The sequence below is a fragment of the Brevundimonas sp. FV1ps31S genome (assembly GCF_058681265.1).
Map to the genome: position 1 here is coordinate 2,375,487 of NZ_CM178735.1, position 11,627 is coordinate 2,387,113.

Sequence of the window (11,627 nt, forward strand, 5' to 3'; positions counted from 1 at the left end):
GTGTGACGGGCGGTTGCATGAGGGATCAACGGCGCCCGCCGAGTGGGGTTCCCGACGCCGCTTGATCCCGGTGTCAGGCGGCGACCGGCAATTCCACCGGCCGGTCCGTGACCACGAACAGATGTTCGACGTTCCGCAGCCGCCCCACCTGCCCCACCTTGACCCCTTGCGGATTATGGATGCCGATGCGGGCGCCGACGTAGCGGGGGTGGGCGATCTCGACGACCTGGACATGGCCCCGCGCCGACAGCATCTCCACCAAGTCCGCCCGGCTCAGATAGCCTTCGTCGTTGAAGCTGACGATCAGGTTGGGCGCCTTGATCCGCTCGACCACCGACCGCAGGGCCGGGCCGATGCCGGGCCGGCTGTTGAAGGCGCTCTTGCGGGTCTTCACATCCACCCGCTTGTTGGCGATCCCATAGGTCTCGGGCCGGTCCCACAGCACCAGGCTTTCCCAGCAGTGGTAGTTGGCCAGATAGGAATGCTGGTTATACGGCGGGTCCAGATAGACCAGGTCCGCCTCTACCTGTTCGGCCATCTCGACCGCATCCCCCTGCGTCGCCCTGCACGGCGCCCCGATCGCCGGCAGCAGGTCGGGCAGGCGCAGTTCCAGCGGCTTCAGCGCGCGCGTGGCCCATTGCTTCATATAGGCCATCTGCACCCCAGCCGTGGAATCGACCCGGTCCGCCGCCTCCATCAGACTGACCAGGGCGATCGCCCTCAGCTCGGGCTCCAGCCCCATGGCCTCGATCCGGTCGCGCATGGCGTCGATCCGCGCGCCATTGTCGGGATGGAAATAGCGGGCGTCGTGGCAGAAGGCCTGGGTGAACCAGCCGGCTTGCGGCGCAACCGTCCGCAGTTCGGCCAGCACCGCCTCGGCCCGCTCGATCCAGCGCTCGCGGTCCGCCTGGACATAGGCGGTCGCCAGGGTGTGGGCATAGGCGTTGTGGTCGTTGGACCAGACCTGAAACCCCTGCTTTTTCAGCGCATGACCGACCCGCGCCGTGCCCGAGAACAGATCGCAGACCCGCCCGCCCTGCGGCAGCACGCTGGCCACGGCGCCGGTCACATGCCCGAGCAGGGCGCGCTTGGAGCCGATATATTTGATCATGCGGGGCGCCGATTCATCCGCATACAGTAGCCGGATCGTCCGGCTAAGCCAGAGTCTTGACCCAGGGGCGGCTTCAGCCCTTCTTGCCCGCCGTCTTGGCCTTCGCCGGGGCATGGGCCAGGCGCAGCAGATTGGCGGCGCCGGGCGCCCCGAACGGCGTGCCGGCCAGGATCAGGATCCGCTGACCCGGCTCGGCCAGGCCATACCGCACCGCGCTGTTGACCGCGTCGTCGGTGACGTCTTCCAGCGAGTCCGGCTGGTCGCCCAGTCGCGGCTCAAGACCCCAGACCAGGGCCAGACGACGCGCCGTATTGGCGTTGGGCGTCAGCACCAGGATCGGCTTCAGCGGCCGCTCGCGCGCCATTCGCCGGGCGGTGCCGCCCAGGGTGGTGAAGACCACCAGACAACCGGTGGACGGCGCATTGGCCGCCATGGCCGCAGCCCCGACCAGGGCGTCGACGTCATGCTCGTCCATGCCGGCGTGTTCGGCGCCCATCAGCTTGGGCCACATGGGATCGCGTTCGACCCGTTCGATGATCCGGCTCATGATCTCGACGGATTCCAGCGGATAGTCGCCCGACGCCGTCTCGGCCGACAGCATCAGGGCGTCCGCCCCCTCATAGACCGCATTGGCCACGTCGGTGGCCTCGGCCCGGGTCGGCGACGGAGCGCTGGTCATCGACTCCAGCATCTGGGTCGCGACGATCACCGGCACGCCGCGGTTCCGGGCCGCGCGGACAATCTGCTTCTGCGCCACCGGCACGTCCTCGGGGTCCAGTTCGACGCCCAGGTCGCCGCGCGCGACCATGACCCCGTCGCAATAGTCCAGGATGGCCTCCAGATCGGTCAGGGCCGCCGGCTTCTCGATCTTGGCCAGACACGCCGCCTGACCGTTCACGATCCGCTTCAGCTCGGCCATGTCCTCAGGCTTCTGCACGAAGCTGAGCGCCACCCAGTCCACGCCCTGACGCAGGGCGAAGGCCAGATCTTCGCGGTCCTTGGGGGTCAGGGCCGAGACGGGGATGACGGCCTCGGGCACGGCCACGCCCTTGCGGTCCGACAGTTTGGAGCCGCTCTCGACCGTCACATCGGCCCAGTCGTCGGCCCGGTCATTGACCCGCAGCCGCACCCGGCCGTCATCCAGCAACAGCAGCATGCCGGTGCGCAGGGCCTTGAAGATTTCGGGGTGCGGCATCTGCACCCGGGTTTCGTCGCCGGGCGTCGGGTCCAGGTCGAACCGCATCTTGTGGCCCGGCTTGACCGCGATCTCGACATCCTTGAACCGGCCCAGCCGCAGCTTGGGGCCCTGCAGATCGGCCAGCACGCCCAGCGGCCGCTGCAAGGCCATCTCGGCCCCGCGCACAGCCTTCAGGGCGGCGGCATGGTCCTCATGCGAGCCGTGGCTGAAGTTCAGGCGGAAAACGTCCACCCCGGCCTGGGCCAGGGCCTTGACCGTGCCGGGGGCGCGGCTTGCAGGCCCCAGGGTCGCGACGATGCGGGCGCGGCGGGCTCTGTTCATGGGGGACGCTTCCTGTTCGTTTCTGGGTCGCCCAGCTTAGACAACTCTAGCCTAGGACGATTTGCCCCCTTCTGCCGATGAAACTGTCCCGACGTAAGGCCACGGCCCCGCTGGGAAACACGAGTTTACGGGTCCGAAACAGGAGTTTATCGCGCCGGCGTCATCTCAGGCCGCCTCCGGCTCGCCGATCAGCGCCTGAACCGGAATACGCCATTCGCGGGACAGCTTGCGAATTTGCGACACGGACAGGGGGCGTCGGCGATTCAACACCTCAGACGCCCGCGACCGTGACCCCAGCACTTCCGAAAGATCCGACTGGCTCATCCCTTGGCGTTCCATGGCGAACCGGATCGCCTCGACCGGATCGCCGGCGGGCATAGGGAAATGATCTTCCTCATATTTCGCCAGCAGCAGCCCCAGCAGTTCGAACCGATCACCGACCTCGCTGCCCGGTTCAGGTTCGTCGTCAAAATAGGCTTCATAGGCCGCCAGGGCCGCTTGATAGTCGGCCTCGTCGCGAAGAATATGGATGTGCACGCTCATCTCCTCCTCGGCCTAGACGGTTTCCACGTCGATGCGATCATACTCGGCATGCGTGCCGACGAACTTCACCAACACCTGCTTGAAGGTGTAGGAAATTCGCACCACCACCCGATACTTGTTGCCGCCGACATCGAAGACAACCCGGTTGTCGCCGACGAAATCGGCGGAACGAAAATCATTCCTCACATCCTGCGGAGACCGCCAGTCTGCGGCCTTCGCATGATCGTACCAACTCGTCAGAGGTCCCTTGGCCGACGGATGACGGGTCCAGAAGGCCTGGAGAGTCTTCCGGGCGACGACATTCATCCTGCCTTATAGCGCGATCCCGTTTTGGGAACAAGCGTCACTGGGTCGGACAGTCGGCGACGGTAAAGCCGTTCAGGTCAATGCACCGGCCTTCGACCTTGGGCGTCGCCACCCCCATGACATGCGCCAGGGTCGGGGCGATGTCGATGGTGCGGATAGGCAGGAACCGTTCCTCACCGGTCGCGCCAGGCCACCAGAACAGGATCGGCACGCGACGGTCGTACTCGAACGGGCTGCCATGACCCGCCAGGGTTCCACCCACCCGGCCGCCTGCATTGACGTTCTGGGCGAAGGCGAATTGGATGTCAGGCGACCGCTCGGCCACGGTGGACAGGCGCATCCGCTCGCGCAGGCTCATCATCTCCGGCTGGCGGCTGTCCGGCAGGGGCTCCGCCAGCAGCCGGTCACGGGTCTCGGCGAAACCGACGTCCGGCAGGGCGCGCAACAGCTCCACCGCCGCCTCGGCGACCTGGGTCCGCAGCGGGTCGGGCAGCGACCGGTGCTGGGCGTCGGCGACCATCAGCCCGCTGCCCCCGGCCTGAAGCGGATCGGCGGTCAGGCTGAACTGCGCCTTCAGCGCGTCATTGACGCCCTGGATCGCGGCCATGTCGGCGCGGCGGGCGTGCGGATAGCCGTGGTCGTGCAGACGTTCGACGAAGTCCGAACCGCCGTGGTCCGCCGTCAGCACCACCAGGGCGCCGCCGGGGATCTGGGCCAACCGGTCCAGGAACTCGCCCAGAGCCGCGTCGAGGCGCAGCATCTGCTCGCACATCTCCGGCCCCTGGGTGCCGTACATATGGCCGATCCGGTCCGTGGCCGACAGGCTGACGCCCAGCATGTCAGTCGCCGCCCCCTGCCCCAGCTTCTGGCTGTCCAGCAGATATTCGGCGGCGTGCAGCGTCTCCTCGTCCAGCATCGGCGAGGTGTCGAACTTCAGCCCCGCCGGCGGCAGGGTCGAATGGAAGGTCTGGCCGCGAATGGTCCAGTCGCCGGCCAGCGCGCGGCACTGGTCATCGGTGTAATCCCAGGCGACCGGCGCCAGGCTCATGCCCAGGCGGAAGTCGCGATTGAAGCCTGCGACCGGCGCCAGCTTGGCCTGCGCCGTCTCGCCCGGCTCGACATAGGTGGTCAGGCCGAAGCCCTCGGTGAACCAGAAGGCCTGGCCCTGATGGCCGGCCAGGTTGATCGCGCCCCGGTCCTTGCCCGAAACGGCGAAGACCTTGCTCTGCGGACTGACGGCCTTCAGCCAGTCGCCCAGGGTCGTGGCGCGCAGCTGCTCCGGGCCGACCGGACCGTTGTCCACGTCGTCACGACCGTTCGCCAGATGGTTGGCGGGCGCCGCCAGGCAATAGACCTCCTTGCCGGTCTTGCCGTCGATCCAGTCATTGGCCGGAATGCCGGTCTCGGCCGGATGCAGGCCGGTCAGAACCGTCGAATGACCCGGGCAGGTCTCGGTCAGGCCATGGGTCTGATAGCCGTTGATCGACACCAGCCCCTGATCCGCCATCCGGCGCAGGCCGCCGGTGTAGCGACCGCGGTACTGATCGAACAGATTGGCGCTGAATTGGTCCACGACGATGGTCACGATCAGCTTCGGCGGCGTCAGGGCCGCGTGCGCGGTCTGTTGAGCCCCGGTCTGTAGAGCCCCGGTCTGTTGGGCCATGGCCGGAACGGCGGCGGCGCCCAGCGAAAGGGCGGCCACGGCCGCAACCGTGATGCGCGACAAGGACATAGGCTTACTCCGATATTCAGGCAGGCGCTGTACGGGCCGGCGATGGCAAACGCATGACAGCCGAGGCGCTCGCAGCGTCAGTGGGCGGACTTGGACCGCAGCCGCCCCAGTTGATGAACCAGCAGGGCGATCACCCCGCCGACGATCACGCCGATGATGGCCGACCCCAAGGCCGTCACAGCCCAGCTGATCACGCCGTGCAGAGGACCCGTCGCGGCCCCGACCGTATGGGCCAGATGCTCCAGCGGCTCGGCGGGCCAGTGCAGGCCCAGCGTATGCGTCCCGTGCACCAGTATGCCGCCGCCGACCCACAGCATCGCGGCGGTCCCGATGATCGACAGGGCGCTCATCACCACCGGCATCCCCTTGACCAGGCCCCGTCCCAGGGCGCGCACTCCGCCATTGGGGCGCTCGGCCAGATGAAGGCCGATGTCGTCCATCTTCACGATCAGACCGACGACGCCATAGACGGCGACGGTCATGGCGACGCCGACCACCGCCAGAATCGCCGCCTGGGTCACGATCGGCTGGGTCGAGACGTCGGCCAGGGCGATGGCCATGATCTCGGCCGACAGGATCAGGTCGGTACGCACAGCCCCCGCCACGGTCGCCTTTTCCAGCGACGCGGGATCGCCCACGGCGGCGGCCTCTTCTTCATGGCCGGCGTGCCCGAAGGCCTCCATCAGCTTTTCAGCGCCCTCGAAACACAGATAGGCCCCGCCGCACATCAGGATCGGCGTGATGGCCCAGGGGGCGAAGGCGCTCAGCAACAGCGCCGCCGGCAGGATGAAGATCAGCTTGTTGCGGAAAGACCCCAGGGCGATCTTGCCGATGATCGGCAGTTCCCGACTGGGCGACAGGCCTGTGACATAGCGCGGCGTCACCGCCGCATCGTCCACCACCACGCCCGCGGCCTTGGTCGAGGCCTTGCCCGCCGCAGCCCCGACATCGTCGATCGAGGCCGCCGCCATCTTGGCGATCCCCGCCACATCGTCGAGCAGGGCGATCAGACCGGAAGGCATGCGGAAATCCCGAGTTTGCACCGCAACACGCGGCTCGCCTCTCGCTAGGGCGCGACGCCGGTTTTGTCGAGCGTCTCCGCAAACGAGCGAAAGCCCCGCCGGCGAACCGGCGGGGCTTCCATTTCGAACGCATTTCCGATGTCGATTTTTTTAGAACTTACGGCCCACCCCCACGGAAACGACCCACGGGTCCAGATCCACTTCGCTCTTCAGAGCGCCGTCATTGACGTCGGCGTCGACACTGACCCACACCTTCTTGACGTCGAGGTTAAGACTCCACGGCCCCTGGATGCCGATGTCGGCGCCTGCTTGCAGGGCGTAGCCGAAGCTGTCGTCCAGATCGACTTTGAAGCCGTTCTTGTCCTCGCCGCTGTAGAACAGCATGTAGTTGATCCCCGCGCCGACATAGGGGCTGAAACGGCCCTCGGTCAGCGGGCGATATTGCAGGGTCACGATCGGGGGCACGACCCAGGTCTCGTGCACGGCGACGTCGGTCGTTCCGCCCTGGGCGCGGATCTCATGCTTGGTCGTGCCCAGGATGGCTTCGACCGCCCAGTGATCGGTCAGGAAATAGGTGAAGCCCAGGGTCGGCATGACACTGTCGCCCACATCGACCTTCAGGCCGGAATCGACGCCGGCGGCGGTTGTGATGGCGTTGTCGGCCTCGGAAAAGACGTCGGTCACGCGGCCGGTGATGATCCAGTCGCCCTTCTTGGGCATTTCCCAGGCGGCAGGACTCTGCGCGAGGGCCGGCGCGGCGAAGGCGGCGGCGGCGACGGCTGAGAGGATCAGGGTTTTCAGTTTCATCTTGCTCATCCCCGACGCCCGCTGCCGCCTCATGCGACCTGTCCGAGCGTCTTGAAGGGGAGATGCGCCCCCTGCGCGGGTCCGGCCTTGATCCAGCGCAAACCCATGCAGGGGTTGGACAATCTGTCCAATCAGACCACGCGGGCGTGCCGCTTCTCGATGTCGACGGCGGCGGGATCAAAGGCGGCGCAGACGGCGCGCACGAAGGGCCGGCCCAGGTCCGTGACCGTCACCACCGACCCGCAGACCTCGGCCAGTCCGTCCAGCTGGAACTGCAGCAGCCGGGGCCAGGCTTGCTCGACCTCGCTCAGCGCTCGCCCGTGTCGGCCGGCGATCGCGGCGACATCGACGGCGAAGTCGCACATCAGCCGCTCGATGATCTCACCGACGAAGGCGTCGTGCGGATCCAGCGTCACGCCCCGCGCGACGGGCAGGTCTCCGGCCTCGACAGCGGCGCGCCAGTCGCGCTCCTGGGTCAGATTCTGGACGAAGCCCTGCGGCGTGCGGCTGATCGACGACGCCCCCAGGCCGATCAGCACCGGCGCCTCGTCGGTCGTATAGCCCTGGAAGTTGCGACGCAGCCGGCCGGCCCGCACCGCTGCGGCCATAGAGTCGTGCGGCAGGGCGAAATGATCCAGACCCACCGCCTGCCAGCCCTTCTGCACCAGATACCGCGCCGCCGCCTGGCTCTGGGCGAAGCGCGCCTCGGGTCCCGGCAGGTCGGCCTCGTTGATCAGCTTCTGGTGCGGCTTCATCCACGGCACATGGGCGTAGCCGAACAGGGCGATCCGGTCGGGTCGCAGCGTTGCGACCTGGGCCACGGTGGTGATCACATTCTCGACCGCCTGAAGCGGCAGGCCGTACATCAGATCGAGGTTCAGCGAGGTGACGCCCTGCGCCCTCAGCGCCTCGGCCGCCCATCGGATGGTCTCGAAGGACTCGGGCCGGTTCACCGCCGCCTGAACCTTGGGCGACAGGTCCTGCACGCCCAGACTGGCGCGGCTGAGGCCGATCCGCCCGGCGGCCTCGACCCAGTCCTGGGTCAGGACTTCGGGGTCCAATTCTGCGGCGATCTCGAAACAGTCGCCCAGGTCGAAACGGGCGGCCAGACCGGCGAACAGCCGTTCCAGCTCTTGCGGCGGCAGCATGTTGGGCGTGCCGCCGCCCAGGTGGATCGACCCGACCCGCACCCGGCGACCGATCCGCGCCAGCACGAGGTCGGCCTCCTCCAGCAGCAAGTCGACATAGCTGCTCATCGGCGCGACCCGGTTCATCGCCCGGGTGTTGCAGCCGCAGTACCAGCACAGCCGCTTGCAGAAGGGAATGTGCAGATACAGCGACGCCGCGCGATCAAGGGGCGCGGCCGACAGCCACGCCCCCCAGTCGGCGGCCCCGACGGCGGGCGTGAACTGCGCCGCCGTCGGATAGGAAGTGTAGCGCGGCGCGTGGGCGTCGTAGCGGGCGATCAGCTCGCGCGTCGTCTGCACGCCGCCATGGCGCGCACCGGTGGGGCTAGAGAGGGACATCGCCCTCTTTCGCCGCGTCGACCGACAGACCCTTGTCGCCCTCGTCGAACAGATGGAACTCGTGCCACAGGCCGTTCAGCACGCCGAAGCCCACCGCCAGACCGACACCCAGGATCCAGGAAAAATACCACATGACTTGATGCTCCTTGAGCTCAGTAGAGGTCGGGGTTGGTCTTGAGGGCTGCGGTCGAGGTGCGCCCCCACAGCACGGAATAGACCCAGCTGGTGTAGATCAGGACGATCGGCAGGAAGATCAGCGTGCAGATCAGCATGATGAACAGGGTCACGTGGCTGGAGGAGGCGTTCCAGACCGTCAGGCTGGACTGCGGATCGATCGAGCTGGGCAGGATGAAGGGGAACATCGACAGGCCGACGGTCGAGATGATGCCGACGGTCGACAGCGACGATCCGCCGAAGGCCAGGGGCGCGGACCTCAGCCACATGCCCGACAGCCCGACCACCGCGCCGACGAAGCCCAGGGCCGGGGCGATCATCATCCACGGATAGCGGCCGTAGTTGTCCAGCCAGGCGCCGGACGCGGCCTCGACTGTCGTACGCAGCGGGTTGGAGAAGCCCTGGACGTCCAGGTCGCCCGTGATCCGGTAGCCGACGCCGCCGAAGGCCATATACAGGCCGCCCGCCGCGAACAGCACCAAGGCGAGAACGCCGGCGATCGTGCCGTACAGACGCGCCCGCTCCAGCACCGGACCCTTTTCGGCCTTCACCGACAGCCAGGCCGCGCCGTGCAGCACCAGCATGGCCACCGACAGCAGGCCGGCGATCAGGCTGAAGGGGGTGAACAGGCCCAGCAGGCTGCCGTCGTAGAAGGAGCGCAGATCGCTATCCAGGCGGAAGGGGGCGCCCAGCAGCACGTTGCCGACGGCGACGCCGAACACCAGGGCCGGTACGAAGCCGCCGATGAACAGGCACCAGTCCCAGAACGACCGCCACTTGGGCGACGCCCGCTTGGAGCGGTACTTGAACGACACCGGCCGCAGGATCAGGGCCGACAGGACCAGGAACATGGCCAGGTAGAAGCCCGAGAAGCTGACGGCGTAGACGAAGGGCCAGGCGGCGAAGATCGCGCCGCCGCCCAGAATGAACCACACCTGGTTGCCTTCCCAGGTCGCGCCGACGGTGTTGATCACCATCCGGCGCTCCTCATCGGTCTTGGCGACGAAGGGCAGCAGGGCCCCCACGCCCAGGTCGAAACCGTCGGTCAGGGCGAAGCCGATCAGCAGAACCCCCAGAAGGGCCCACCAGATCAGGCGAAGGGTTGCGAAGTCGATTGGAAGATCCATTGTCGGATGTCCTAAGTCTCTCTGGTTCAGGCCACGGCGGGCGCGGCGACAGGCGTCGCGGGCGCCTCGGGGGCGGGTGCGAAGGTTTCCTGCTCGTGGAACGGACCCTTCTTGATGGCGAACAGCAGCAGCCGGACCTCGACCACGGCCAGGGCGCCGTACAGGGCGGTGAAGCCGATGATGGTCGCCCACAGCTGGGGCACGGTCAGGGACGAGGCGCCGAGGAAGGTCGGCAGCACGCCTTCCACCGCCCAGGGCTGACGCCCGAACTCGGCCAGGATCCAGCCGAACTCGATCGCGATCCACGGCAGCGGGATGGCCAGGACGGCCAGGCGCAGGAACCAGCGGGTGTCATGCTTGCGCACGGTGCACAGGAAGAAGGCCGTGGCGAAGAACAGGATCATGAACATCCCGACGCCGGCCATGATGCGGAAGCTCCAGAACAGGGCCGGCACGTTCGGCACCGTCTCCCAGGCCGTCTGCTGGATCAGCTCGGGCGAGGCCATCCGCGGATCGGCGACGTGGCGCTTCAGCAGCAGGCCATAGCCCAGGTCGCGGCGATGGGTCTCGAACAGGCCCCGGGCGGCGGGATCGGCCGGGTTGGCCTTGACCTTCTCCAGGGCGTCATAGGCGATGACGCCGGATTCGATCCGCGTCTCGGCCGTGGCGACCAGTTCGAAGATGCCTTCAACCGGCTTGTCGATGGTGCGGGTGGCGATCAGGCCCATGATCCACGGCACATGGACGCCGTAGTGGGTCTCGCGGTCCTTCATGCTGGGGATGCCGATCAGGGTCAGGCCGGCCGGCGCGGGCTCGGTGTGCCACATGGCCTCCAGAGCGGCGAGCTTCATCTTCTGGTTATCGGTCAGGGCATAGCCGGACTGGTCGCCCAGGACGACGACGGACAGCGAAGCCGCCAGACCGAAGGCCGAAGCCACCGTCATCGACCGCTTGGCGAAGCCGACATGCTTGCCGCGCAGCAGATAGAAGGCGGAAACCCCCAGCACGAACACCGAGGCGCAGACATAGCCGGCGCTGACGGTGTGGACGAACTTGGCCTGGGCCACCGGGTTGAAGATCACGGCCATGAAGTCCGTCACTTCCATCCGCATCGAGTCGGGATTGAAGGCGGCGCCGACCGGGTTCTGCATCCAGCCGTTGGCGATCAGGATCCACACGGCCGACAGGTTGGTGCCCAGCGCCACCATGAAGGTGACGAACAGGTGCGCCGACGGCTTCAGCTTTTCCCAGCCGAAGAACATCAGCCCGACGAAGGTGGCTTCCAGGAAGAAGGCCATCAGGCCTTCGATGGCCAGCGGGGCCCCGAAGATGTCGCCGACGTAGTGGCTGTAATAGCTCCAGTTCATGCCGAACTGGAACTCCATGGTGATGCCGGTCGCGACGCCCAGCACGAAGTTGATGCCGAACAGCGTGCCCCAGAAGCGGGTGATGGTTCGCCAGATCGGCCGGCGGGTCATCACATAGATCGACTCCATGATGACCAGCATGAACGACAGCCCCAGGGTCAGGGGGACGAACAGGAAGTGATAAAGGGCTGTCAGCGCGAACTGCAGCCTGGATAGGTCGACGACCGCGAGGTCGATCATGGCTCTAGGCTCCTTGTAGCCGGCCCCGACGACCGACGTTTCTCCCGCCCTAGAACCAAGGCGGGGCGGTCGCCTTGATTTCGATCAAAGCCCCGTTGCACGGTGGGTCGTAGTGGACTGATCGTCCTTGGACATTTCGCCCAACGACGGTTT

Annotated in this window: 11 protein-coding genes; all 11 read right to left on the minus strand. The window is 67.0% G+C overall.

Annotation, left to right across the window (positions count from 1 at the left end):
- Window positions 1-73: 73 nt before the first annotated feature.
- The 11 genes from ACVPT3_RS11295 to ACVPT3_RS11345 all read right to left on the minus strand — a co-directional run bounded on the left by ACVPT3_RS11295 (window position 74) and on the right by ACVPT3_RS11345 (window position 11,471).
- A complete protein-coding gene (locus ACVPT3_RS11295; protein WP_492040983.1) occupies window positions 74-1,111 on the minus strand; it encodes a DNA adenine methylase in 1,038 nt (345 codons plus the stop codon).
- A gap of 73 nt (window positions 1,112-1,184) precedes the next feature.
- Entirely contained in the window at window positions 1,185-2,630 is a 1,446-nt protein-coding gene (gene pyk, locus ACVPT3_RS11300) for a pyruvate kinase (protein ID WP_492040984.1), read from the minus strand.
- 165 nt (window positions 2,631-2,795) lie between these two features.
- Window positions 2,796-3,173: a helix-turn-helix domain-containing protein gene (locus tag ACVPT3_RS11305; protein ID WP_492040985.1), complete on the minus strand. Its 378-nt coding sequence runs from the start codon at window positions 3,171-3,173 to the stop codon at window positions 2,796-2,798.
- Window positions 3,174-3,185: 12 nt separating this feature from the next.
- The gene (locus tag ACVPT3_RS11310) at window positions 3,186-3,479 is read right to left on the minus strand and encodes a type II toxin-antitoxin system HigB family toxin (protein WP_492040986.1); all 294 of its coding nucleotides are present in this window, start codon (window positions 3,477-3,479) and stop codon (window positions 3,186-3,188) included.
- A 37-nt stretch (window positions 3,480-3,516) separates the two neighbouring features.
- A complete protein-coding gene (locus ACVPT3_RS11315) occupies window positions 3,517-5,211 on the minus strand; it encodes an alkaline phosphatase family protein (RefSeq protein WP_492040987.1) in 1,695 nt (564 codons plus the stop codon).
- A 77-nt stretch (window positions 5,212-5,288) separates the two neighbouring features.
- Window positions 5,289-6,233, minus strand: coding sequence for a DUF808 domain-containing protein (locus ACVPT3_RS11320; RefSeq protein ID WP_492040988.1), 945 nt, complete (start codon window positions 6,231-6,233; stop codon window positions 5,289-5,291).
- A gap of 150 nt (window positions 6,234-6,383) precedes the next feature.
- Window positions 6,384-7,049 carry an OmpW/AlkL family protein gene (locus tag ACVPT3_RS11325; RefSeq protein WP_492040989.1) on the minus strand — a complete coding sequence of 222 codons (666 nt, stop codon included), beginning with the start codon at window positions 7,047-7,049 and terminating at the stop codon, window positions 6,384-6,386.
- Window positions 7,050-7,171: 122 nt separating this feature from the next.
- On the minus strand, window positions 7,172-8,566 hold the full coding sequence (hemN, locus tag ACVPT3_RS11330) for an oxygen-independent coproporphyrinogen III oxidase (protein ID WP_492040990.1): 1,395 nt from the start codon (window positions 8,564-8,566) through the stop codon (window positions 7,172-7,174).
- Window positions 8,553-8,699, minus strand: coding sequence for a cytochrome bd-I oxidase subunit CydX (cydX, locus tag ACVPT3_RS11335; RefSeq protein WP_492027705.1), 147 nt, complete (start codon window positions 8,697-8,699; stop codon window positions 8,553-8,555). Before cydX ends, hemN begins: the two co-directional genes overlap by 14 nt.
- 19 nt (window positions 8,700-8,718) lie before the next feature.
- Window positions 8,719-9,867, minus strand: coding sequence for a cytochrome d ubiquinol oxidase subunit II (cydB, locus tag ACVPT3_RS11340; protein WP_492040991.1), 1,149 nt, complete (start codon window positions 9,865-9,867; stop codon window positions 8,719-8,721).
- A gap of 26 nt (window positions 9,868-9,893) precedes the next feature.
- Window positions 9,894-11,471: a cytochrome ubiquinol oxidase subunit I gene (locus tag ACVPT3_RS11345; protein WP_492043816.1), complete on the minus strand. Its 1,578-nt coding sequence runs from the start codon at window positions 11,469-11,471 to the stop codon at window positions 9,894-9,896.
- Window positions 11,472-11,627: the final 156 nt, after the last annotated feature.

Coding starts and splice junctions, on each gene's coding strand:
- ACVPT3_RS11295 (WP_492040983.1), bottom strand. CDS start 1,111: ATGATCAAATATATCGGCTCCAAGCGCGCCCTGCTCGGGCATGTGACC.
- pyk (WP_492040984.1), bottom strand. CDS start 2,630: ATGAACAGAGCCCGCCGCGCCCGCATCGTCGCGACCCTGGGGCCTGCA.
- ACVPT3_RS11305 (WP_492040985.1), bottom strand. CDS start 3,173: ATGAGCGTGCACATCCATATTCTTCGCGACGAGGCCGACTATCAAGCG.
- ACVPT3_RS11310 (WP_492040986.1), bottom strand. CDS start 3,479: ATGAATGTCGTCGCCCGGAAGACTCTCCAGGCCTTCTGGACCCGTCAT.
- ACVPT3_RS11315 (WP_492040987.1), bottom strand. CDS start 5,211: ATGTCCTTGTCGCGCATCACGGTTGCGGCCGTGGCCGCCCTTTCGCTG.
- ACVPT3_RS11320 (WP_492040988.1), bottom strand. CDS start 6,233: ATGCCTTCCGGTCTGATCGCCCTGCTCGACGATGTGGCGGGGATCGCC.
- ACVPT3_RS11325 (WP_492040989.1), bottom strand. CDS start 7,049: ATGAGCAAGATGAAACTGAAAACCCTGATCCTCTCAGCCGTCGCCGCC.
- hemN (WP_492040990.1), bottom strand. CDS start 8,566: ATGTCCCTCTCTAGCCCCACCGGTGCGCGCCATGGCGGCGTGCAGACG.
- cydX (WP_492027705.1), bottom strand. CDS start 8,699: ATGTGGTATTTTTCCTGGATCCTGGGTGTCGGTCTGGCGGTGGGCTTC.
- cydB (WP_492040991.1), bottom strand. CDS start 9,867: ATGGATCTTCCAATCGACTTCGCAACCCTTCGCCTGATCTGGTGGGCC.